Origin of the sequence: Variovorax sp. UC122_21, from assembly GCF_044056785.1 — a bacterium.
Taxonomy (GTDB): Bacteria; Pseudomonadota; Gammaproteobacteria; order Burkholderiales; family Burkholderiaceae_C; genus Variovorax.
Window position 1 is genome coordinate 253,707 of sequence record NZ_CP172003.1, and the last position, 22,072, is coordinate 275,778.

18 protein-coding genes and 1 pseudogene are annotated in these 22,072 nt (G+C 72.5%); 12 read left to right on the top strand and 7 right to left on the bottom strand.

The window, feature by feature from the left end; translation table 11 throughout:
- Window positions 1-69: 69 nt before the first annotated feature.
- The 4 genes from ACHMXE_RS01275 to ACHMXE_RS01290 form a co-directional block, all read right to left on the bottom strand.
- Window positions 70-957, bottom strand: coding sequence for a LysR family transcriptional regulator (locus ACHMXE_RS01275; RefSeq protein ID WP_395346393.1), 888 nt, complete (start codon window positions 955-957; stop codon window positions 70-72).
- 33 nt (window positions 958-990) lie between these two features.
- Window positions 991-2,034, bottom strand: coding sequence for an efflux transporter outer membrane subunit (locus ACHMXE_RS01280; RefSeq protein ID WP_395346394.1), 1,044 nt, complete (start codon window positions 2,032-2,034; stop codon window positions 991-993).
- A gap of 315 nt (window positions 2,035-2,349) precedes the next feature.
- Window positions 2,350-4,302 carry a MacB family efflux pump subunit gene (locus ACHMXE_RS01285; RefSeq protein WP_395346395.1) on the bottom strand — a complete coding sequence of 651 codons (1,953 nt, stop codon included), beginning with the start codon at window positions 4,300-4,302 and terminating at the stop codon, window positions 2,350-2,352.
- Window positions 4,299-5,501: an efflux RND transporter periplasmic adaptor subunit gene (locus ACHMXE_RS01290; RefSeq protein WP_395346396.1), complete on the bottom strand. Its 1,203-nt coding sequence runs from the start codon at window positions 5,499-5,501 to the stop codon at window positions 4,299-4,301. Before ACHMXE_RS01290 ends, ACHMXE_RS01285 begins: the two co-directional genes overlap by 4 nt.
- 171 nt (window positions 5,502-5,672) lie before the next feature.
- Between ACHMXE_RS01290 and ACHMXE_RS01295 the strand changes: the two genes are divergently transcribed.
- The 8 genes from ACHMXE_RS01295 to ACHMXE_RS01330 all read left to right on the top strand — a co-directional run bounded on the left by ACHMXE_RS01295 (window position 5,673) and on the right by ACHMXE_RS01330 (window position 14,266).
- A complete protein-coding gene (locus tag ACHMXE_RS01295; protein WP_203207105.1) occupies window positions 5,673-6,188 on the top strand; it encodes a sigma-70 family RNA polymerase sigma factor in 516 nt (171 codons plus the stop codon).
- Window positions 6,185-7,132, top strand: a complete 948-nt coding sequence (locus ACHMXE_RS01300; RefSeq protein ID WP_395346398.1) for a FecR family protein — start codon at window positions 6,185-6,187, stop codon at window positions 7,130-7,132. Before ACHMXE_RS01295 ends, ACHMXE_RS01300 begins: the two co-directional genes overlap by 4 nt.
- A 95-nt stretch (window positions 7,133-7,227) precedes the next feature.
- Complete coding sequence (locus ACHMXE_RS01305) at window positions 7,228-8,250, top strand: TonB-dependent siderophore receptor (protein WP_395346400.1); 1,023 nt, start codon at window positions 7,228-7,230, stop codon at window positions 8,248-8,250.
- 243 nt (window positions 8,251-8,493) lie between these two features.
- Entirely contained in the window at window positions 8,494-9,666 is a 1,173-nt protein-coding gene (locus ACHMXE_RS01310) for a TonB-dependent siderophore receptor (RefSeq protein WP_395346401.1), read from the top strand.
- 101 nt (window positions 9,667-9,767) lie between these two features.
- Window positions 9,768-11,987, top strand: a complete 2,220-nt coding sequence (locus tag ACHMXE_RS01315; RefSeq protein WP_395346402.1) for a TonB-dependent siderophore receptor — start codon at window positions 9,768-9,770, stop codon at window positions 11,985-11,987.
- 10 nt (window positions 11,988-11,997) lie between these two features.
- Entirely contained in the window at window positions 11,998-12,288 is a 291-nt protein-coding gene (locus ACHMXE_RS01320; RefSeq protein WP_209539643.1) for a DUF3649 domain-containing protein, read from the top strand.
- A complete protein-coding gene (locus ACHMXE_RS01325) occupies window positions 12,285-13,916 on the top strand; it encodes a PepSY-associated TM helix domain-containing protein (RefSeq protein ID WP_395346403.1) in 1,632 nt (543 codons plus the stop codon). Before ACHMXE_RS01320 ends, ACHMXE_RS01325 begins: the two co-directional genes overlap by 4 nt.
- Window positions 13,913-14,266 carry a DUF3325 family protein gene (locus ACHMXE_RS01330; RefSeq protein ID WP_395346404.1) on the top strand — a complete coding sequence of 118 codons (354 nt, stop codon included), beginning with the start codon at window positions 13,913-13,915 and terminating at the stop codon, window positions 14,264-14,266. Before ACHMXE_RS01325 ends, ACHMXE_RS01330 begins: the two co-directional genes overlap by 4 nt.
- A gap of 9 nt (window positions 14,267-14,275) precedes the next feature.
- Here ACHMXE_RS01330 and ACHMXE_RS01335 read toward each other — a convergent pair whose 3' ends face one another.
- Together ACHMXE_RS01335 and ACHMXE_RS01340 are read right to left on the bottom strand one after the other, a co-directional pair.
- Window positions 14,276-14,899, bottom strand: coding sequence for a nitroreductase family protein (locus ACHMXE_RS01335; protein WP_395346405.1), 624 nt, complete (start codon window positions 14,897-14,899; stop codon window positions 14,276-14,278).
- A gap of 107 nt (window positions 14,900-15,006) precedes the next feature.
- Entirely contained in the window at window positions 15,007-15,795 is a 789-nt protein-coding gene (locus tag ACHMXE_RS01340; RefSeq protein ID WP_395346406.1) for an SDR family NAD(P)-dependent oxidoreductase, read from the bottom strand.
- 93 nt (window positions 15,796-15,888) lie between these two features.
- Here ACHMXE_RS01340 and ACHMXE_RS01345 point away from each other — a divergent pair, with 93 nt between their 5' ends.
- Window positions 15,889-16,779 (top strand): LysR family transcriptional regulator, encoded by an 891-nt coding sequence (locus ACHMXE_RS01345; protein WP_395346407.1) that lies wholly within the window; start codon window positions 15,889-15,891, stop codon window positions 16,777-16,779.
- 156 nt (window positions 16,780-16,935) lie between these two features.
- Here the strand turns inward: ACHMXE_RS01345 and ACHMXE_RS01350 are convergent, their stop codons facing one another.
- Window positions 16,936-17,061, bottom strand: coding sequence for a hypothetical protein (locus ACHMXE_RS01350; RefSeq protein ID WP_395346409.1), 126 nt, complete (start codon window positions 17,059-17,061; stop codon window positions 16,936-16,938).
- Window positions 17,062-17,368: 307 nt separating this feature from the next.
- On the opposite strand from ACHMXE_RS01350, the gene ACHMXE_RS01355 reads away from it, so the two are divergent.
- From ACHMXE_RS01355 to ACHMXE_RS01365, 3 genes and pseudogenes are all read left to right on the top strand, one after another.
- On the top strand, window positions 17,369-18,406 hold the full coding sequence (locus ACHMXE_RS01355) for an alpha/beta fold hydrolase (RefSeq protein ID WP_395346411.1): 1,038 nt from the start codon (window positions 17,369-17,371) through the stop codon (window positions 18,404-18,406).
- A gap of 244 nt (window positions 18,407-18,650) precedes the next feature.
- Window positions 18,651-19,785: pseudogene (wecB, locus tag ACHMXE_RS01360) on the top strand (non-hydrolyzing UDP-N-acetylglucosamine 2-epimerase).
- A 58-nt stretch (window positions 19,786-19,843) separates the two neighbouring features.
- Window positions 19,844-22,063: a cellulose biosynthesis cyclic di-GMP-binding regulatory protein BcsB gene (locus ACHMXE_RS01365; protein ID WP_395346412.1), complete on the top strand. Its 2,220-nt coding sequence runs from the start codon at window positions 19,844-19,846 to the stop codon at window positions 22,061-22,063.
- Window positions 22,064-22,072 lie beyond the last annotated feature (9 nt).

Below are 22,072 nucleotides of genomic sequence, written 5' to 3' on the forward strand. Positions count from 1 at the left end.
GCGCGGGAAGCGCCAAGGCGGCAGAGGGGGTCACGCGAAACGCGTGATCGGGTGAAACCCGCAGCCGGCTCAGCCGCGCAGGCTGTCGATCAGCGCGAGCACCAGGCGCGGCTGCGGCGAGCGGCGCAGGCTGTAGAGCTGCAGCTTGCGGTCGGCCCAGCGCTCGTCGAGCGGGCGGCGCTCGAAGCGCGCGGTGCCCGCGAAGGCCGAGGCCGCGCTGCGCGGGATGATCGCGATGCCGAGCCCGGCCTCGACCATGCGGCACACGGCGTCGAAGCTGCTGACCGACATCGTGGGCGAGAAGCGGCCGCCGCCGGCCTCGGCGCGCTCGTGCAGCGAGCGGTCGAGCGCGCCGCCCTGATGCACGCCGATCAGCGGCTCGCGCAGCACGGCGGCGAAGGAGACGCTGTCGAGCGCGGCGAGCGCATGCCCCGCGGGCACCACCACCTGCAGCGGATCGTGCGCGAAATGCCAGGCCTCGAGCCCGGCCGGCACCGCCTGCTCCACGCCGACGCCGACGTCGGCGAGATCGTCGAGGCAGGCGCGCAGCACGTCGCGCGTGTCCTGCTCGTGCAGCGCCACGCGCGCCTGCGGATGCGCCTGCATGAAGCGCCGCAGCCGCTCGGGCAGGAAGCCGACCACGGCCGACATGTTGGCGTACAGCCGCACCGTGCCGCGCAGCTCGCCGCCCTCGCTCTGGACCTCGCGCGCCAGCGCCTCGAGGTCCTCGTCGATCTTGATGCCGCGCGTGAGCACCAGCCGGCCGGCGTCGGTGAGCGCGATGCCGCGCGGCGAGCGCACCAGCAGCGCGGTGCCGAAGGCGTGCTCGAGGTCGGTGATGCGCCGGCCCAGCGCGGAGGCCGCGATGTGTTCGCGCTCGGCCGCGCGCGCGATCGAGCCCGCCTGCGCGGCCGCGACGAAGAGGCGGATGCTGTAGGGATCGATGCGGCGTGCCATGGAGCGGGTGGGTGGAGGCTTGGCCGCATTCTCTCAGTCCCCCGCGCGCCAGCCGCCGCCCAGGGCCCGGTACAGCCCCACGCTCGCCTGCAGCCGCGCCATGCGCAGCTGCGCCGCGTGGTCCTGCGCCGCATGGAGCGTGCGCTGCGCATCGAGCAGGGTGATCAGGCTCTCGGCCCCGGCGCGGTAGCGCGTCTCGGCGAGCACGCGCGAGCGCACGGCCGCGGCGAGTTCGCCGGCCTGCGAGGCGATCTGCGCCTCGAGGCCCTCGACCGCGTGCAGCGCGGTCTGCGTGTCGGCGAAGGCGTTGACGATGGCGGCGCGGTAGTTCGCGAGCAGCTCCTCGCGGCGCGCCCGGGCGAGATCGCGCCCGGCCGCGAGCCGGCCCGCGTCGAAGATCGGCGCGGCCAGCGCGGCACCGATGCCGTAGACCGGGTTGTCGAAGAGGCCGCGCAGGCGGCCGTCGGCGCTGCCGAGCGCGGCCGTCAGCACGAGGCTCGGAAACATCGCCGCGCGCGCCGCCTCCACGCGCGCATCGGCCGCGGCCAGCCGGGCCTCGGCGCGCGCGATGTCGGGGCGACGCAGCAGCAGCTCGCTGCGCAGGCCCGCGTCGACGCGCGGCGGCCGCAGGCGCTCGAGGCTGCCGGGCGCGAGCGGCGCGGCCGGTTCGCGCTCGCCGAGCCAGGCCGCGAGTTCGACCCGGCTGTCGGCCTCGGCCTGGCGCAGGGCATCGGCGGTGCGCCGCTGCGCCGCGACGATGCCGCGCTGCTGCTCGAGCTCGAGCGGCGTGGCCGCGCCGGCGAGGTGGCGCGCCTCGATCAGCGCGAGCAGCCGTTCGGCATCGCGCTGGTTGAGCCCCGCGATCGCCACGCGTTCCTGCAGCCCCGCGGCCCGCAGCCAGGCCGAGGCGACGCCGGCGCTGGCACCGATGCGCAGCGCGGCGAGGTCGAAGCGGCTGGCGCGCAGGTCCTCGAGCGCGCCGCGCTGCGTCGCGCGCTGCCGGCCCCAGAGGTCGACCTCGTAGCTGGCCGCGAGGCCGATTCGCGTGACTGGCGCCCGCCACCATGGCGTTGCCACCGAGCCGGTCGTCGCGGCGCGCGCCCAGCGAGGCCGTGACCGCGGGCCACAGCAGTGCACCGTCGATGCGGGCCTGGGCCTCGGCCTGGCGCGCACGCGCCGAGGCGGCCGCCAGGTCGAGGTTGCGCGCCTGCACGGCCGCGACCGCGGCCTGCAGGCCGGCATCGCCGAAGCCGGCCCACCAGTCGGCCTGTGCCGCATCCGCGGACTGCGGCGCAGCCTCGGGCACGACCGGCGGCGGCGCATGGGCACAGCCCACAGACAGCGCCGCGAGCGCCAGCCAGAGCAGAAATCTCATCGTCATCGTGTGCCTGTTCATTCGCTCGAAAGGGCCGCGACGGGATCGAGCCGCGCGGCCTGGCGCGCCGGCATGAAGCCGAACACCAGGCCGGTGGCGGTGGCGCAGGCGAAGGCACCGACGATCGCGCGCAGCGAGAAGATCACGGGCACGTTCCACCAGATCAGCGCGCCGCCCAGGGCCAGGCCGATCGCGACGCCGGCGCAGCCGCCCACCACCGACACCAGCACGGCCTCGGTCAGGAACTGGCGCAGGATGTCGCGCTGCCGCGCGCCGGTCGCCATGCGGATGCCGATCTCGCGCGTGCGCTCGCGCACGGTCATCAGCATCACGTTCATCACGCCGATGCCGCCGACCAGCAGCGACACCGCGGCGATCAGGCCCAGCAGCAGGGTCATCGTGTCCTCGGTGCGGGCCTTGGCGGCGATGGCGGCGGCCGCGTTGCCGATGCGGTAGTCGCGGATGCCGTGGCGCTCGAACATGACCGCGTCGACCGCGCGCTCGGCGGCCTCGACGCCGGCGCCCTCGCGCACCGTCATCGCCGTGTAGGTGGGCTCGCGCTGGCCGAACACCTTCACGCTCGCGGTGGAGAACGGCATCAGCAGCAGGTCGTCGTAGCTCTGGTCGCCGGCCAGCGCGCCCTTCTCGGCCATCACGCCGATGACCTGGAACGGCATGTTCTCGATCAGGATGTGCTGCCCCACGGGATCGGCGATCTCGGGCATCAGGTCGCGCGCGAGCTTGCGGCCCAGCACCGCGACGGCGGCCATGTCGTCCTCGTCCTCGGCGCTGAAGAAGCCGCCGCTGCGCACCGGCCAGGTCTGCACCGCGGGCATCGCGGCACCGGTGCCGCGCACATAGGTCTGCAGGTCCTTCTCGCCGAAGCGCACCACCTTGTTGCCGGTGACGTTGGGCAGCACCACCTCGATCTGCGGCAGCTCGGCCACCGCCGCCAGGTCGGCCAGCGTGACGCTGCGCCCCGGGATGCGCGAGCTGGCGCCCACCGAACTCATGTAGAGCAGATTGGCGCCGAAGGCACTGGCCTGCGCCACCACCTGCTGCCGCGCGCCGAGCCCCACCGCGAGCATCACGATCACCGAGGCCACGCCGATCACGATGCCCAGCAGGGTGAGGCTGGTGCGGAAGCGATGGATCCACATCACGCGCCAGGCGGCGCGGCAGGCATCGCGCAGCTCGGCCACGAACGGCGCGCGCGCCCCCCTGGCCTGCGGCCGCAGCTCGGGCAGCACCGCCGCGCCGGAAGGCGGCGCGGCCGGCCCGGAGTCGTCGACGATCAGGCCGTCCCTGATCTCGATCGTGCGCCGCGCGGCGGCCGCCACCTCGTGGTCGTGCGTGATGACGATCACGGTGTGGCCGGCGCGCGCGAGTTCGTCGAGCAGCGCCATCACCTCGGCACCGCTGCGCGAATCGAGGGCGCCCGTGGGCTCGTCGGCCAGGATGATGCGCCCGCCGTTCATGAGCGCACGCGCGATCGACACGCGCTGCTGCTGGCCGCCCGAGAGTTCATGCGGCCGGTGTCCGAGCCGGTCCTCGAGGCCCAGGCGCGCCAGCAGCGCAGCGGCGCGCGCGCGGCGCTCGGCCTCGGGCATGCCGGCATAGAGGGCCGGCACCTCGACGTTCTCGCGCGCCGACTCGGTGCCGATCAGGTGGTAGCTCTGGAACACGAAGCCGAAGGCCTCGCGCCGCAGCCAGGCCAGCGCGTCGGCATCGAAATGCGTGACGTCGCGCCCGGCGAAGCGGTAGCTGCCGCCGCTCGGGCGGTCGAGGCAGCCGAGCAGGTGCATCAGCGTCGACTTGCCCGAGCCCGAGGCGCCGACGATGGCGACGAACTCGCCGGCCTCGATGCGCAGCGACACGCCGCGCAGCACCTCCACCGCGGGCGCGCCGCCGCGGCCGCCGTAGCGCTTGCGCAGGCCGCGCAGCTCGATCAGGGGCGGCGCCTCGCTCACAGCTGGAAGCGCCGCGGGCCCGAGGCGGGCGCGGGGTCGGCGGTGATCAGCCGGTCGCCCTCGGCCAGGCCCTCGAGCACCTCGGCGCGCAGGCGGTCGCGCACGCCGATGCGCACCTGGCGCTCCTGCGGCCGGCCGTCGGCCGCGAGCACGCGCGCGGTGTAGCGGCCGGGCTTGCCGGCCACCGGGCGCAGCGCCGGCAGCGGCGCGGTCAGCACGTTCCTGGCCGCGGCCGTGACGAAAGTGACCTGCGCCGTCATCTGCGGCATCAGTTCGCCGTCGGCGTTGTCGACGTCGAACAGCACGGTGTAGAGGATCACCTTGCTGGTCGACGGCGCGAGCGCGGTGCCGGCGCTCTTGCCCTCTGGCACCGGCGGTGCGGGCAGCACCTGGCGCACGCTGCCGCTCCAGCGGCGGCGGCCCTCGGCCCCGCCCTGCCCGCCCAGCGTGGTGAAGTGCACCGGCATGCCGGTCTTCACGCGCCGCACGTCGGCCTCGGAGACCTCGGTCCACACCGTCATGGCCGACAGGTCGGCCACGCGCAGCACGTTGGGCGTCTGGTAGGTGGCGTTGAGGGTCTGGCCCACGCGCGCCTCGACCGACACCACGGTGCCGGTCATCGGCGCGTCGATGCGGGTGTAGCCGAGCTGGGCCTGGTTGCCCTTGAGGGTGGAGCGCGCCTGCTCGATCTGCGCCTTCAGGCGCGCGATGCGCGCCGCGGCGGTGGCCAGCGCGGTCTCGGCCGCCTCCACGTCCTCCTCGCGCGTCGCGCTGGCGCGCGCCATCTGCTGCTGGCGCGCATGCTGGCGCAGCGCCTGCCGGTGCAGCGCCTGCTGCTCGGCGAGCTGCGCCTCGAGCCCGGCCAGCTCGGCGCGGTTGGCGTCCACGGTGGCCTGCTGCACGGTGGGATCGATCTCCACCAACGGCTGGCCCTGCTTCACATCGTCGCCGGGCCGCACGTGCAGGCGCCGGATCTGGCCCGACACCTGCGCGCCCACGTCGACGTAGCTGCGCGGCTGCAGGGTGCCGATCGCGCTCACGCTGGCCTCGATGTCGCCGCGCGCGATGACGGCGGTTTCGTAGCCGCCGGTCTCGCGGCCCTGCCAGGCCAGCGCGAGGCCGGCCAGCAGCGCGACGGCCGCGCCGGCCAGCAGCCAGCGCAGGCGGCGCGGCTTCGGGATGTCTTCTTCGTGCGCCATCGCGGTCAGCGCCCCGGTTGCGAAATTGCTCTCATACCGGCATGACGCGCGAAGTGCGGAAACGGGTAGTCCGGCAGCACGGGCCGAAGGCGGATAGTTAAAAAGTTGGCACTACAATGAGAATCGTTCTCACTATCCAATCGCACCAGCAGCTGTCCGGGATCGCGCGCCGTGTCTTCCTCTCACCCTGAAATCCGCGAGCTCTACGCAGCGCACCATGGCTGGCTGCGCGGCTGGCTGCTCGGCCGCCTGCGCTGCGGCTTCACCGCCGCGGACCTGAGCCACGACACCTTCGTGAACATCCTCGAGCAGCCGGCCGCGCCGGTGCTGCGCCAGCCGCGCGCCTATCTGCAGGTGGTCGCGAGCCGGCTGATGATCAACCGCTTCCGGCGCCTGACGGTCGAGAACGAGGTGCTGCGCACCGTGGCGCTGCTGGCCGAGGACGATCTCGCGCCGAGCGCCGAGGACGCGGCCTCGCGCCGCGAGCTGCTGGGCCAGGTGCTCGCGCTGCTGGCCGACGAGCTCGACGAGAAGAGCCGCACCGCCTTCATCCTGGCGCGCGTCGACGGCCAGTCCTATCGCGAGATCGCGACCCAGCTCGGCGTGTCGGAAACCCGCGTGAAGCAGTACCTCGCGAAGGTGCTGCTGCACTGCCACAGCCGCATGGCCGCCGCCGTCGCGGCATGAACGCGGCGGAGCAACGCAGCCGCGCGCAGGCCGCCGACTGGGTCGTCCGGCTGTCCGACGAGGAGGTCGACGACGCCACGCGCGCCGCCTGCGAGGCCTGGTGCGCCGAACATCCGAGCCACGCCCGACTGCTCGCCGAGATGCGCGAGCTGTGGGGCGCGGTCACGCCGCAGACGCCGGTCGCCGGCGCGGTGCCGACGACGCGGCGGCGCGCGCCGCATGCGCGCCGCGCGCTCGGCCTGCTGGCGCTGGTGCCGGTGCTGCTGCTCGGCGCCTGGGCGCTGCCCTGGCACGAATGGGCGGCCGACCAGCGCACGGGCGTCGGCGAACTGCGCCGGCTCACGCTCGCCGACGGCAGCCGGCTGGTCATGAACGGCGACAGCGCCGTCGACATCGATCTCTCGGGCGAGGTGCGCCAGTTGCGCCTGCTGCGCGGCGAGGTCTACGTCGAGGTGGCGAAGGCCGCCGCCCCGTTCGAGGTGCTCGACCGCGACGGCAGCGTGCGCGCCTTGGGCACGCGCTATGCCGTGCGGCGCGACGACGAGGACACGCTGGTCACCGTCACCGAATCGCGCGTGCGCATCAGCCCGCGGGCCGCCGACGGCGAGGCCGTCGAGCTCGGCGCCGGCGAGCAGCTGCGCTTCGACGGCCAGGGCATCACGCGCCCACCCGCCACGGCCACGGCCAATGCGCTGGCCTGGCAACAGGGCCGGCTGGTGTTCGACGATGCACCGCTGCCCGAGGTGCTGCGCGAGCTCGCGCGCTACCGCCCCGGCCTGCTGCTCGCCGACGACCCCGCCCTGCAGGACCTGCGCTTCACCGGCGTGCTGCCGACCGCGCAGAGCGACGCGGCGCTCGAGCTGCTCGGCGCCAGCCTGCCGCTGCGGGTGCTGCGCGTGTCGCCCTGGCTGGTGCGCGTGAGCGCGGCCGGCCCCGCGCGGTGAGGGATCGCCCCAAAAAAAACGCGCCGCCCCTACCCGATTCCGGCGCTCGCTTGTCATAGGTGGAAAGAGCCACACACCAATGACAAGAGGTTGACATGAACCACCGCTGGAACGCGCCGCGGCTGACCGCCGTGGCGCTGCTGTTCTGCGCCGCCACGGCCCCGATCCATGCCCAGGCCGTCGACGCCCCCATCGACTGGCAGCAGCCGGCGCAGCCGCTGGGCGGCGCGCTCACGGCCCTCGCGGTACGCACGGGGCTGATCGTCGGCGTCGACGCCGCGGCCGTGCGCGGCAAGCAGGCGCCCGCGCTGCAGGGCCGCTACACGCCCCACGAGGCGCTGCAGCGGCTGCTCGCGGGCAGCGGGCTGCAGGCGGTGCGCGACCCGAACGGCAGCTATGCGCTGCGCGCCGCGGCACCTTCATCGGCACCGCCCGAGGCGGCCGTGCCCGCGGGCGCGACCTTGGGCGCGATCCAGGTCAACGCCTCGCGCGACACCGTGACCGAGGGCAGCGGCTCCTACACCACCGATGCCCCGCTCACCAGCGCGACGCGGCTGCCGATGACGCTGCGCGAGACGCCGCAGTCGGTCACCGTGATCACGCGCGAGCGCATGCAGGACCAGGGCATCACGCAGGTCGCCGACGTGCTGCGCCAGACGCCCGGCCTGAGCTTCATCCAGAGCGGCAACGCGGGCACCGATGCCAACAGCGTCTACGCGCGCGGCTTCGTGGTCGAGAACTACCAGGTCGACGGCATCCCGCAGACCGGCAGCTGGCTCACGCAGACCGGCGACCTCGCCTTCTACGACCGGGTCGAGGTGATCCGCGGCGCGACCGGCCTGCTCAACGGCGTCGGTACGCCGGCGGCCACCATCAACCTGGTGCGCAAGCGGCCGACGCAGGACTTCCGCGCCAGCGCCGCGCTGAGCGCCGGCTCGTGGAACACCTTCCGCGGCGAGGTCGACATCGGCGGCCCGCTCAACGAGGCCAACACGCTGCGCGCGCGCGCATCGTGGCCGCCGCGCAGGACGGCGACTCGTGGATCGACCGCTATTCGGAGCGCAAGAAGCTCTTCTACGGCATCGTCGAGGCCGACCTCACGCGGGCCACGCGACTGACCGCCGGCGTCGAGCTGCAGCAGCACCACAACGACGGCACCGCGCGCAGCGGCCTGCCGCTGTACTTCAGCGATGGCTCGCTCGCCAACTTCGCGCGCTCGCAGAGCGCGGCCGCGAGCTGGGCGCGTTCGTACCAGGACCAGCGCCAGTTCTTCGCCGCGCTCGACCACCGCTTCGACAACGGCTGGGCCCTGCATGCGAGCTTCAACCAGTCGCGCCGCGGCTACGACGACGTGATCGGCTATGCGCTGCGCGGCTACGTCAACCGCGCCGAGCGGCGCCGGCCTGGGCCTGTGGGCCACGCGCTGGAATTCGCAACCGCTGCAGAACGCGGCCGACATCTACGCCAGCGGGCCCTTCGAGCTGTTCGGGCGCAAGCACGAGCTGGTGGTGGGCTACAACATCTCGCGCACCAAGGACAGCCCACCCACCTACGCCAACTGGACCATCCCGGGCTACGACGCTTCGATCCCGAACTTCTACCTCTGGAACGGCGACTGGCCGGCGGAGCCCTTCAATCCGCGCACCGGCAGCTCGCAGACCGCGACCAACCAGACCGGCGCCTATGCCACCGCGCGCCTGCGCCCGACCGACACGCTGTCGGTGATCCTCGGCACGCGCGTGAGCCGCTGGACCGAGCGCACGCGCCGCGTGCCGTTCCAGGGCAGCGCCACCTTCGGCGAGCGCAGCGAGAAGGACGTGGTCACGCCCTATGCCGGCGTGGTGTGGGACTTCAGCAGGCAGTGGTCGGCCTATGCGAGCTACACCGACATCTTCAAGCCGCAGACCAACAAGGCGCTCGACGGCGACTACCTCGATCCGCTCGAGGGCAAGGCCTACGAGATCGGCATCAAGGGCGCGCTGCTCGACGAGCGCCTGAACCTCGGCGCGGCCGCGTTCGAGGTCAGGCAGGACAACCTCGCGGTGCGGCTGGACAACCAGTTCGCGCCCGACGGCTCGGCCGCCTACCGCGCGGCGCAGGGCACGACCACGCGCGGCTACGAACTCGAGGCCGCGGGCGAGCTCGCGCCCGACTGGCAGATCGGCGCCGGCTATTCGCACAGCGTGTCGCGCGACGCGGCCGGCGCGCGCCTGAACACGCAGGTGCCGAAGAACCTGCTCAAGCTGTTCACCAGCTACCGCATCGCGGGCATCGGCAACGGCCTCACCGTGGGCGGCGGCGTCAACTGGCAGAGCGCGAGCTACAGCCGGAACCTGGGCCCGAGCGGCTCGGCCACCTTCACGCAGGGCAGCTACGCCACGCTCGACCTGATGGCGCGCTACCAGATCTCGCGCCAGCTCAGCCTGGCGGTGGCGCTCAACAACGTGTTCGACAAGCGCTACCACACGAGCACCACCACCAGCTTCTACGGCGCACCGCGCAACCTCACGGTCACGCTGCGCGGCACCTACTGATCCCTCGAGCCAGATCGCCCCCCGGCCCCGGCGCCGGAGGGCGGCGCCAGCCATTCCCTTCCACGGCAACCGGCGTCGCGCGACGCCCTTTCCGGATTCCCATGCCACATCACGCTCCCCGCTTCCGTCCCTCGCCCCTGGCCCTCGCGGCCCTGCTCTGCAGCCTGTCCGCCGCCGCGCAGCAGGCCGCGCCCGAAACTGCCGCGCCCGCCAAGGCCGCCGAAACCCGCGCACTCGGCGCCATCACCGTGACCGCCGACCGCGACAACCGCACCGAGGGCAGCGGCTCCTACACCGCACGCTCGGCCGGCACCGCGACCCGGCTCGACATGAGCCCGCGCGAGACGCCGCAGTCGGTCAGCGTGGTCACGCGCCAGCAGATGGACGACCAGGGCCTGCGCACCGTGGCCGACGTGCTCGCGCAGTCGACCGGCATCACGGTCAACGAACTCGACAGCGAGCGCACCGGCTTCTACGCGCGCGGCTTCTCGATCGACAACTTCCAGATCGACGGCATGTCCCGCGGCAGCAACAGCCCGCTGACCGACACCGCGCTGTACGACCGCATCGAGATCGTGCGCGGCGCCAACGGCCTGATGGGCGGCACCGGCGACCCTTCCGCCACCATCAACTTCATCCGCAAGCGCCCGACGCGCGAGTTCCAGGCCAGCGCCGGCCTCACGCTGGGCCGCTGGGACTTGCGCCGCGCCGATGTCGACATCGCGGGCCCGCTGAACGCGAGCGGCAGCGTGCGCGGCCGCTTCGTGTTCGCCGACTCCGACCGCAAGTCCTTCATGGACTACTACCGCGAGAAGAAGAAGCTCGGCATGGTCTCGATCGAGGCCGACCTCACGTCCTCGACGCTGCTCACGGCCGGCTTCGACCTGCAGGACAACAAGCCGCGCGGCGCGACCTGGGGCGCGGTGCCCTACTGGAACTCCAACGGCACGCTGGCCAACCTGCCGCGCAACTTCAGCATCACCACGCCGTGGAGCGGCTGGGACAAGAAGCAGAGCACCGCCTTCGCCTCGCTCGAGCACCGCTTCGACAATGGCTGGCGCGCCAGGCTGGGCCTGGCGCGCACCGAGAGCGAGGTCGACCGCAGCGTGGTCTACGCGGGCAGCGGCTATCCCGATCCCGCCACCGGCGGCGGGCTGTCGCTGTGGTCGGGCGTGGGCTGGGCCAAGGAGACGCGCGACAACCTCGATCTCCACGTCTCGGGCCCGGTCAGCTTCCTCGGCCGCAAGCACGAGCTGATCGCGGGCTGGAACGGCGACTGGCGCGAGAGCGACACGCCGGCCGCGCGCGTGACCTATCCCTACTCGGCCACGGTGCCCAACTACCACACCTGGAACGGCGACCTGCCGCAGCCGGTCGCGGTGCGCACCGGCGCCTACACGCTGGGCCACACGCGCCTGGGCGGCGGCTATGTCGCGGGCCGCTTCAGCCTGGCCGATCCGCTGACGGTGATCGTCGGGGCGCGCGTGAGCAACTACACCACGCGCACCAACAGCTACAGCACGGCCGGCGTCTACAACGGCTTCAGCGGCATCTCGCGCCACAAGAACGAGGTCACGCCGTACGCGGGCATCGTCTACGACATCGACGACCGCTGGTCGGCCTACGCGAGCTACACCGACGTGTTCGCACCGCAGTCGTACAAGGACAGGAACAACAACTTCGTCGACCCGGCCACCGGCACCAACATCGAGGCCGGCATCAAGGGCGCGCTGATGGAGGGCCGGCTCAACGTTTCGGGCGCGGTCTTCCGCACCAAGAAGGAGAACGTCGCCACGCTCGACACCTCGGTGCCCGCGGGCTTCACGCTGGCCGACGGCAGCTCGGCCTATGTCACCGACGGCACCGGCACCATCGCGCGCGGCGTCGAGGCCGAGGTCTCGGGCCAGCTCACGCCGGCCTGGAACCTCACGGCCGGCTACACCTACATGAGCGTGGACCGGCCGGCCTGCAGCTGTTCGGTGCCGATCCCGCCGCGCCACCTGCTGCGGCTGTCGACCGCCTACCGGCTGGGCGGCGCGCTGCAGGGGCTGACGCTCGGCGGCAGCGTGAGCGTGCAGAGCGCGACCACCAACCTGTCCTGGTACAACCGGCCCGGCACCACCTCCAAGGCCGAGATGCGGCAGCCCGGCTACACGCTGTTCAACGTGATGGCCTCGTACGAGCTCAACCGCAACCTCACGGTGGCGCTCAACGTCAACAACCTCTTCGACAAGAAGTACTACCGCAACATCGGCTTCTACGACGGCGTGTACTGGGGCGAGCCGCGCAACGTGACGGTCTCGCTGCGCGCGAAGTTCTGAGGGGCGGCCGATGAACACCCCGATCCGCCATCGCCTGGCCGTCGCCTCGCGTGCCGTCGCCGCCATCGGCGGCGGCTATGCCGTGGCCGCGCTGTCGGCCGCCGCCATCGCGCTGTGGTGGCCCGCGAGCCGCGCCGAGGCCGCGCTCGGCGGCACGCTCGCTTCCTTCCTCGTGTTCGCGGGCGCGGTGGTGTGGGTGTTCGCCGCCCGCAGCGCCGCGCGCGCCTGGCTGGGGCTGGCCGCGCCCGCGCTGCTGCTCGGCGCGCTGGTATGGCTGCGCTACCCGGGGAGCCCGTCGTGAAGGAAGGCTTCCGCCAATCGATGGCCTGGCTGCACACCTGGTCGGGCCTGCTGGTGGGCTGGGTGCTGCTGCTGGTGTTCGCCGCCGGCACGGCCGCCTACTTCCGCGACGAGATCACGCTGTGGATGAAGCCCGAGCTGCACCAGGCCGCGCGCCAGCCGGTGCCGCAGGCGCAGGCCGCGGAGCGCGCCATCGCGCTCTTGCAGCAGCGCGGCCCGAACAGCCCGAGCTGGACCATCACCCTGCCCACCGTGCGCGAGCCCGCGGTGCGCGTGTTCTGGCGCGGCCCGCCCGCGCCGCCGCCGCCCGCGGGCGAGCGGCCGCGCCGCGCGCGCTTCGAGAACGCGACCCTCGATCCGGCCACCGGCGAGGCCATCACCGCCGCGCGCGCCACGCGCGGCGGCGAATTCTTCTACCGCCTGCATTTCGACCTGCACTACATGCCCGCGCTCTGGGCGCGCTGGATCGTCGGCTTCTGCGCGATGTTCATGCTGGTGGCGATCGTGAGCGGCGTGATCACGCACAAGCGCATCTTTGCCGACTTCTTCACCTTCCGGCCGAAGAAGGGCCAGCGCTCCTGGCTCGACGCGCACAACGCCACCGCGGTGCTGGCGCTGCCCTACCACGCGATGATCACGTACACGGGCCTGGTCACGCTGATGTTCCTCTACATGCCGTGGGGCCCGCAGCTCGCCTACCAGGACAAGGGCGGCACCGAGGCCTTCTTCTCCGAGGTGTTCCCCGCGGGCGGCCCGCGCGATGCCAAGGCCGCGGGGCAGCACGCGCCGCTGGTGCCGATCGCGCCGCTGCTGGCGCAGGCCAGTGCGCACTGGGACGGCGCGCCCGTCGGGCGCATCGCCATCGGCCATCCCAACGACGCCAACGCCACCGTCAGCATCGCGCGCCAGGAAGGCCGCGGCCTCTCGAGCGACCAGCCCTCGATGCTGTTCGATGGCGTGACCGGCGCGCTGATCTCGACCACGGGCGATGTGCCGAAGGCGGCCGCGCGGACGCGCGGCGTGCTCTACGGCCTGCACATCGGGCGCTTCGCGAACCCGCTGTTGCGCGCGCTGTTCTTCGTCTCGGGGCTCGCGGGCTGTCTGATGGTGGCGACCGGCCTGCTGCTGTGGGCCGTGAAGGAACGCCAGAAATACGCGAAGACGCTCAGGCAGGGCGGCCGCATCGGCTTCGGACTGCGGCTGGTCGACGGCCTCAACGTGGGTGCGATCGCCGGGCTGCCGATCGCCTTCGCGAGCTACTTCTGGGCCAACCGGCTGCTGCCGGTGGGCATGGAGGATCGCGGCGCGAACGAGATCCTCTGCTTCTTCGTCGCCTGGGGCGCGGCGACCGTCGCGGGCCTGGCCTGGCCGGCGCGGCGCATGTGGCGGGTGCAGCTCGCGATCGGCGCGCTGCTGTTCGCCGCGATCCCGCTGCTCAATGCCTTCACGACCGCCACCCACCTCGGCCATTCGCTGCGCGCGGGACTGTGGGCCGTGGCGGGCTTCGACCTCGTGTCGCTCGCGCTCGGTGTCGGATTGGGCGCGGCGGCCTGGCACCTGGGCCGGCGCAAGGCGGTGAAGAAGCCGGCGCCGTCCGCCGCCAACGCGCCCGCGGGACTGCGCGCATGACGCAGGCCTCGTCGATCCTCGCGGCCTTCGCCGCCGCGCTCGGCGGCTTCATCGCGCTGAGCCTCGCGATGGACCGCCACCATGAAGACGCCTTCGGCCGCGGCCGCGGCCCGGGCCGATGGCGGCGTCCGCTGCAGGGCGCCGGCAGCGCGCTGCTGCTGCTCTCGCTGGCGGCCTGCCTCGCGGCGCAGGGCGCGGTCATCGGTTGGGTGCTGTGGTTCGGCGCGCTCACGGCCGCGGCGCTGTGCACGGTGCTGGTGGCGGGCTACGCCGCGAAGCGCGCGGCGGCCATCGGCGTGGCCGCCGCATCGCTCGCGATGCCGTGCCTGGCGTTGGCGCTGCTGCGCTGACGGCGTCGCTCAGACCAGCTGCAGCACCTGCGCCAACGGCCGGCGCGGCTTGCGCGGCCAGTTCTCGGGCGTCGCATAGCCGACGGCCAGCAGCAGCACCGGGATCTCGTCGGCCGCCAGCGCGAAGGCCTCGGCGACCGCGGGCGCGTCGAAGCCGATCATCGGCGCGGAACCGAGCCCCATCGCCTGCGCCGCATGGATCAGCGTGCCGGCGCCGAAGGTCGCGCTGCGCACTGCCTCGTCGCGCTGGCGCTGCGGCTGCTCGAAGTAGAGGCTCCTGGCCGCGCCCTCCCACCCCGGGACCATCTCCGCCGGCATGAAGCCGGCCGCGACGGCGCCCGCGAGGCGATCGGGCAGCGTGCGGTGGTCGGCGAGCTGGCCGCAGACGATGAAGGTCACGGCGGCTTCGCTGACCTTGGCCTGGTCCCAGGCCAGCGCGCGCAGCCGCGCCTTCTGTGCGGGCGTGCGCACGGCAATGAAGCGCCAGTTCTGCAGGTTGAACGAGGTCGGCGCGGTCGTGGCCAGGCGCACCAGTTCCTCGATGCGCTCGTCGTCGATGCCGCGCGCGGGATCGAACAGGTTGGTGGTGCGGCGCTCTTCGATGGCCTGGAGGATCGGGTACGGATGGGACATGGGAATCTCCTTGGAGGAAGCTTGCGGACGAGCCCCGTCCTCCGCCCGCGCGCGCGGCGGCGCGGGCGGCTGGAACGGAACGAAGGGAACCGGGGAAGGAGGCGGCGCTAGACGATGCTGTCGACCACGCCGCCGTCGACGCGCAGCGCCGCGCCGGTGGTGGCCGAGGCCTGCTCGGAACTCGCGTAGAGGATCATGTTCGCGACCTCTTCCACGCGCGCGGCGCGGCGGAGGATCGACGAGCCCCGGTGCGTCGTGACGAAGTCCGCCGCAACCGCCTCCAGGTTGCGGCCCGAGGCCTCCACCCCGGCCTGCAGCATGTCGGCCACGCCTTCGGACAGCGTGGGTCCGGGCAGCACCGCATTGACCGTCACGCCGGTGCCGGCCAGCCGCTTCGCGAGGCCGCGCGAGACGGCCAGCTGCGCCGTCTTCGAGAAGCCGTAATGGATCATGTCGGCCGGGATGTTGAGCGCCGACTCCGACGACACGAACACGATGCGGCCCCAGCCGCGCGCCACCATGCCCGGCGCATAGGCGCGCGCGCAGCGCACGCCCGACATCACGTTGGTCTGGAAGAAACGCTCCCATTCCGCGTCGGGCGTGTCGAAGAAGTCCTGCGGTGCGAACACGCCGAGGTTGTTGACCACGATGTCGAACTCGGGATGGCGCGCCTGCAGCGCAGCGCAGGCCTCGGGCGTCGACAGATCGCCCGCGAAGCCGTGGGCGCGCGAGGCGGCGTCGCCCAGCCGCGCCAGCGCGGCCGCCACGCCGGCCTCGCCGCGGCCATTGATCACGACTTCGGCGCCCGCCGCCAGGAAGCCCTGGGCGGTGGCGAAGCCGATGCCGTGGGTGGAGCCGGTGACCAGCACGCGGCGGTGGTTGAAGTGGATGTTCATGGGAGTCCTTGGTCGATGGGTGCGATCGTATTTCTGCGTCGAACCATTGATAATTCAGCGCATCTCCAAATCACCTTTCGACATCCTCGAACAATGGACCGCATCGACGCCCTGCGCCTGCTGATCGACGTCGCCGAATCGGGCAGCTTCTCGGGGGTCGCGCGCCAGCGCGCCGTCGCCACCTCGACCGTGACCCTGGCCATCAACCAGCTCGAGCAGGAGGTGGGCGCGCGGCTCATGCAGCGCTCGACGCGGCGGCTGGCCTTCACGCACGAGGGCGAGTCGCTCGTGGCGGATGCGCGCCGCATCGTCTCGGAATGGGATGCAGCCCTGGGCGGCCTGCGCCAGCAGGGCGAACTGTCGGGCCCGGTGCGCGTCACCGCCACCAACGACTTCGGCCGCTCGCAGCTGCGGCCGCTGCTCGACGCCTTCCAGCAGCGCCATCCGCGGGTGCGCATCGGGCTGCATCTCAGCGACAGCACCATCGACCTGATCGAGACCCACATGGACCTCGCGATCCGCTTCGGCCCGCTGCCCGACTCGAACCTGCAGGCCCGCCTGCTGGTGCCCGGCGAGCGCCTGGTCTGCGCCGCGCCGGCCTACTGGAACGCGCGCGGGCGGCCGGCGCATCCGGGCGAACTGGCGCGGCACAACTGCCTGGTGCTCGCGCGGCCCGGCGCGCCGCTCGCGGCCTGGACCTTTCGCGAGGGCGGCCGGTCCTTCAACGTGAAGGTGTCGGGCGACCGCGAGGCCAGCGACGGCTCGGTGCTGCGCGAATGGGCCGTGAACGGCACGGGCGTGATCTTCAAGAATCGGCAGGACATCCGGCACGAGCTGGCGGCCGGTGCGCTCGAGGTGGTGCTCGGCGACTACGCGGCCGGGCCGATCGACCTGTTCGCGGTCTTCCCCGGCGGTGCGCCGAGCCGGCGCGTGGCGGCGCTGGTGGATTTCCTCGCGGCCGCGCTGCAGTCGCGGGCCGCCTGAGCCTGCCGAGGCTCGGCGCTCAGCGCGTGAGGCTCGGCAATGTCAGAATGGCCTTGCGCGTCGCCCGTGCGGTCGTGCACCCATCGCATGGCCTGCAGCTGGGCCTGCCGCAGCGCCTCCTCGGCGCTGCCATGCCCGAGGTCGTCCGCGGGCAGTTCATCGGCGATGAAGGCGGGGCCGCCCGCAGTAGTCGAGCCGCGCCAGGTAGCGGCCGCTGCCGTCGGGTTCCGCACGGCAGATGAAAGCGTGTTCCCACAGGTCGATTCTTTCCTCGAAGCTCATTCGGATGGTCCTCTCGTTGTCCAGGTTTTCAATGACTGGAAAGGAGTCTATGGACGGCGCGGCCGCGTCGCGTAGGAGCCGCCCGCGTGGGTGGGTGGGTCGGCAGGCGGGACGCGTGAGGCACATCCGCTCGGCACATCCCTCGCGAAAAACGAAATCTACTGTCTGCGAACCCACCCCGGATACACAGCGATACGCAGCCCCGGCCCCCGGCCACTCCCGCGAATGAACATCCGCGCCATCGATCGCCAGGCAGCGCGAACGACACCGGCCCGATGCCATCCACCACCATTCGCAAGGAGTTCCCATGACGCTTTCCTCCCCGCTCGAGCGCCGCTCGTTCCTCGCCAAGGCCGCCATCGGCCTCGCCGCGACCCAGTTCGCGGCAGTCGTTCCCGCGTTCGCGCAGTCGAACGCGCCGTCCGCCGGCGGCACGCCGCGGCGCCTCGAGCCGCTCAAGCACATCGATGCGGGCGTGCTCAACGTCGCCTACTTCGAGGCCGGCCCGGCCAACGGCGCGCCGGTGCTCCTGCTGCATGGCTGGCCCTACGACATCCACATGTTCGTCGACGTCGCGCCGCTGCTCGCGGCCGCGGGCTTCCGCGTGATCGTGCCCTACCTGCGCGGCTACGGCGCCACGCGCTTCCTCTCGGCCGACACGCCGCGCAACGGCCAGCAGTCGGTGGTGGCGGCCGACATCTTCGCGCTGATGGATGCGCTGCAGATCCGCAGCGCCACGGTCGCGGGCTGCGACTGGGGCGCGCGCACGGCCTGCATCATGGCGGCGCTGCAGCCCGAGCGCGTGAAGGCGCTGGTGTCGGTCAGCGGCTACCTGATCGGCAGCCAGGAGGCCGGCAAGAATCCGCTGCCGCCCGAGGCCGAGTTCCAGTGGTGGTACCAGTACTACTTCGCGACCGAGCGTGGCCGCCTGGGCTACGACAAGAACCGCAACGCGTTCTCGAAGCTGATCTGGCAGCTGGCCTCGCCCAAGTGGAACTTCGATGCCGCGACCTTCGAACGCAGCGCGCGCGCCTTCGACAACCCCGACCATGTCGCGATCGTGGTCCACAACTACCGCTGGCGCCTCGGCCTGGCCGAGGGCGAGGCCAGGTACCAGCCGCTCGAGGACCGGCTCGCCAAGGCGCCCGTGATCAGCGTGCCGACCATCACGCTCGAAGGCGATGCCAACGGCGCGCCGCACCCCGAGCCCGCCAGCTACGCGAAGAAGTTCTCGGGCTTCTACGAGCACCGGCAGGTCGACGGCGGCATCGGCCACAACCTGCCGCAGGAAGCGCCGCAGGCCTTCGCGGCCGCGGTGGTGGACGTGGCGCGGCGCGCGGGCTGAGCGGGCGGGCCGCCGACGCGGCGGCCCGAAGTGCCAAAAAGTAGACACTTCCGTTTTCAGTTGTTGATGATTTGTTAAATCTTTAGTTACACTGTCGGCTTCGAGGGTCAGACGGCGCAGACCGGTCCCGCCCTGAGGGGGTACGCGAGTACCCCTTTATTCATTTGTTCGTGTCCGGCTTGCCGCCGCCTTGCGTCCACACGCGGGGAGGCTGTGCGTCGGCGCCAGCCACTGATTCCTCGAAATGCACGTACTGTCGATCTTCGGGACCCGTCCCGAGGCCATCAAGATGGCCCCCCCTCGTCACCGCCCTGCGCCGCGAGCCCCGCGTGCGCAGCACCGTGTGCGTGACCGGCCAGCACCGCGAGATGCTGACCCAGGTGATGTCCCTGTTCGACCTCGAGGCCGACCACGACCTCGACGTGATGCGGCCCAACCAGTCGCTCAACGGGCTCTACGGCCGCCTGATCGCGGGCGCCGACGCGGTGCTCGAGGCCGAGCAGCCCGACTGCGTGCTGGTTCACGGCGACACCACCACCGCCGCGGCCTGCGCCATGGCCGCCTTCCATCGCCGCATTCCGGTCGGCCACGTCGAAGCCGGCCTGCGCAGCGGCGACATCCGCTCGCCCTTTCCCGAGGAACTCAACCGCCGCTTCGTCGATTCGGTCAGCAGCTGGATGTTCGCGCCCACGCCCTCCTCGCGCGACGCGCTGCTCGCCGAGAAGCCGCCGGGGCGCATCTGGGTCACGGGCAACACGGTGATCGACGCGCTCGCGGCCACGGTCGAGCGGCTCGAGTCCGACCGCCCGCTGGCCGCCACGCTCGCGAAGCGCCACGGCTGGGTCGATGCCAGGCGCCGGCTGGTGCTGGTCACCGGCCACCGCCGCGAAAACTTCGGCGAGGGCTTTCGCAACATCTGCGCCGCGCTGCGCGAACTGGCACAGCGCGACGACGTGCAGATCGTCTACCCGGTGCACCTGAACCCCAACGTGCACGACGTGGTGAAGGCCCAGCTGTCGGGCCTGCCCAACGTGCACCTGATCGCGCCGCTGGCCTACCTCGACTTCGTCTGGTTCATGCAGCGCGCCTACCTGATCCTGACCGACTCGGGCGGGGTGCAGGAAGAGGCGCCCTCGCTGGGCAAGCCGGTGCTGGTGATGCGCGACGTGACCGAGCGCCCCGAGGCGGTGGCCGCCGGCACCGTGCGGTTGGTGGGCACCTCGAGCGAACGCATCGTCGGCGAGGCGCGCCGCCTGCTCGACGACCCCGCGGTGCACGCCGAGTTCTGCCGCCGCGGCAATCCCTACGGCGACGCACGCGCGAGCCAGCGCATCGTGGACGTGCTGTGCGAACGGCACACCGCCGAGTTCGTGCCCTGAGCACGGACCGCCGCCCCTCGTTTTTCAAGTTTTCGAAGTCTTCCTGCCGAGTCTCTCCATGCCTTCTCTGTTCTCACGACGGATCGCCCCCATCGTTCCCACGGCCGTGCTCGCCCTGAGCGCCCTGGGCGCCTCCTTCCTCGCGCACGCCAGCCCCGCGAGCGACGCGCTGCAGCGCCTGCAGGGCGAGACCTGGGTCAACCGCAGCTTCGCGCTGTCGGACCTGGGCATCGGCGACACCGTGCTGCTCAACGGCTTCGACAGCCGCCAGGAGTTCTACCTGCCGGTGCCGCGCGGCCTCGCGCTGGCCGAGGCCAGCATCGATTTCAGCGGCCGCTATCACAAGGCCGAGGGCGGCAGCACCTCGATGCTGCTGACGGTCAATGGCCGGCCGGTGCAGGCGCGCCGCATCGACGCGACCGAGGGCGACGCGAGCCAGAGCCTCAAGGTCGACACCGGCGTCGCGCGCAGCGCGAACTTCGTGCGCCTCGGCGTGCAGTGGTCGAACAACGTGGCGCGCCGCGTCTGCGAACTCGAGCGCTCGACCGGCAACGTGCTCGCGATCTCGCCCGAGACGCGCTTCAACTACCGCTTCAACAGCGGCGCGCTGACCAGCCTCGCCGACGCCTGGGCCACGCTGCCCGCGCGCCCGGTGCTGCTGGTGGCTTCGCGCAATCTCTCGAAGACCAGCTACGACAGCGCCTGGCGCCTCGGCGTCGCGCTCGAGCAGGCCAACCGCCGCGTGCAGATCCAGGCCTTCCCGGTGGCCGGCGACGTCGTCGACACCTCGGGCTGGCAGGTGCCCGCGGGGCTGGCCGCGCTGCCGGCCTTCGCCGGTCTCGCCGGCGGCAATGCACGCTACGAACTCAAGAACGAGGCCGAGGTCGGTGCGCTGCTGGTGCTCGGCGCCACCGCGGCCAGCGGCGACCTGCTGGTGGCCGACACGGCGCTGCGCCAGCAGATCGCCAAGGCGCTCGAGGCGCTGGCCGTGCAGTTCGCGGGCGACGCCGACGCGCTGCGCGCCTTCGCGCTGTGGCGCGAGCAGCAGACCGCGCTCGCCGCGGATGCCGCCAGCGCCGGCCAGGTGCGCCTCGCCACGCTCGGCGCGCATCCGGTGATCGTGGTGCCCGAGAACGCGGGCGCGCAGGCGGCCGGCGTCTTCGCCGAGACCTGGCGCAACCTGCTGGTGTCGCGTCAGGCCGGCGTGCGCACGGCCGACGCGCCCGATGCGAGCGAACGCTCGGCGATCCGCCTCAACAGCCTCGGCGGCAGCGAAGCCGGCTTCGACGTGGTGTCGCGCGGCGAGTGGACCGCCACCCTGCCGCTGGGCGTGGTCGCGGCCAATGGCCGCATGCCTTCCGAGCTGGTGATCGACGTGGCGGCCGCGCCCGGCGCCTCGTCGACGCGTCCCGTGGCCTCGGTATTCTGGAACGACGTGCTGCTCGCGGCCAAGCGCCTGGAGGCCGACGGCCGCCCCGAGCGCCTCGATGCGCGCATTCCCGGCTATGCGCTCGGCCTGAGCAACGTGGTGCGCGTGTCCTTCCAGCGCCAGCCCTATTCGAACGACTGCCAGGAGATGCCGCAGGGCTTCCCGGTCAACGTGCTGCCCACCAGCTTCGTGCGCGCGGGCGACGCGCGGCCCGACGGCAGCTTCGTCGGCCTGCTGCCGCTGATGTCGGGCAACCCGCAGGTCGCCGTGCCGCAGGCCTGGCTGGCCGACGCGCCCGCGAGCCTCGCGCGCCTGGTGCGCATGGCCGTGGCCGCCGGCGTGACGCCGGTGCGCTCCGAGCTGGTGGTGACCCAGTCCGGCGCCTTCTCGCCGAGCAAGCCCTTCCTCGCGCTGCAGGTGGCGGTCGACGGCGCCGCCTCGAAAGTCGAGGTCAAGGACGCCAGCCTGCGCATCCACGGCCGCAAGGCGCCGTGGCTCGCGCTCGACGACCTCTCGCAGCTCAGCGCCATCGAGGTCAGCCGCGCGCACGGCCAGGACGGCATGCAGTGGCAGCCGATCGGCGCGCGCCCCGTGGTGCCGGCCAAGCCCTTCGTGCTGAACCGCGGCGACATCGCGATGCTCGGCGCCGAAGGCCCGGTGAGCTGGCTCGACAGCGGCAACCCCGCGGACGAGAGCGCGCGGCGCGGCGGCGAAGGCGCGTTCTTCGAATGGCGCTCGTACGCCGCCTGGGGCATGCCGGTGATCGGCGTGGCCGTGTTCGCGCTGCTGCTGCTGATCCTGCTGGCCTGGCGCGCACGGCGCCGCCACGCGCGCAAGTCGCAGCAGTAAGGACCCGAC

Coding starts and splice junctions, on each gene's coding strand:
- ACHMXE_RS01275 (WP_395346393.1), bottom strand. CDS start 957: ATGGCACGCCGCATCGATCCCTACAGCATCCGCCTCTTCGTCGCGGCC.
- ACHMXE_RS01290 (WP_395346396.1), bottom strand. CDS start 5,501: ATGGCGCACGAAGAAGACATCCCGAAGCCGCGCCGCCTGCGCTGGCTG.
- ACHMXE_RS01300 (WP_395346398.1), top strand. CDS start 6,185: ATGAACGCGGCGGAGCAACGCAGCCGCGCGCAGGCCGCCGACTGGGTC.
- ACHMXE_RS01305 (WP_395346400.1), top strand. CDS start 7,228: ATGAACCACCGCTGGAACGCGCCGCGGCTGACCGCCGTGGCGCTGCTG.
- ACHMXE_RS01310 (WP_395346401.1), top strand. CDS start 8,494: ATGCGCTGCGCGGCTACGTCAACCGCGCCGAGCGGCGCCGGCCTGGGC.
- ACHMXE_RS01315 (WP_395346402.1), top strand. CDS start 9,768: ATGCCACATCACGCTCCCCGCTTCCGTCCCTCGCCCCTGGCCCTCGCG.
- ACHMXE_RS01320 (WP_209539643.1), top strand. CDS start 11,998: ATGAACACCCCGATCCGCCATCGCCTGGCCGTCGCCTCGCGTGCCGTC.
- ACHMXE_RS01330 (WP_395346404.1), top strand. CDS start 13,913: ATGACGCAGGCCTCGTCGATCCTCGCGGCCTTCGCCGCCGCGCTCGGC.
- ACHMXE_RS01335 (WP_395346405.1), bottom strand. CDS start 14,899: ATGTCCCATCCGTACCCGATCCTCCAGGCCATCGAAGAGCGCCGCACC.
- ACHMXE_RS01340 (WP_395346406.1), bottom strand. CDS start 15,795: ATGAACATCCACTTCAACCACCGCCGCGTGCTGGTCACCGGCTCCACC.
- ACHMXE_RS01345 (WP_395346407.1), top strand. CDS start 15,889: ATGGACCGCATCGACGCCCTGCGCCTGCTGATCGACGTCGCCGAATCG.
- ACHMXE_RS01350 (WP_395346409.1), bottom strand. CDS start 17,061: ATGAGCTTCGAGGAAAGAATCGACCTGTGGGAACACGCTTTCATCTGC.
- ACHMXE_RS01355 (WP_395346411.1), top strand. CDS start 17,369: ATGACGCTTTCCTCCCCGCTCGAGCGCCGCTCGTTCCTCGCCAAGGCC.
- ACHMXE_RS01365 (WP_395346412.1), top strand. CDS start 19,844: ATGCCTTCTCTGTTCTCACGACGGATCGCCCCCATCGTTCCCACGGCC.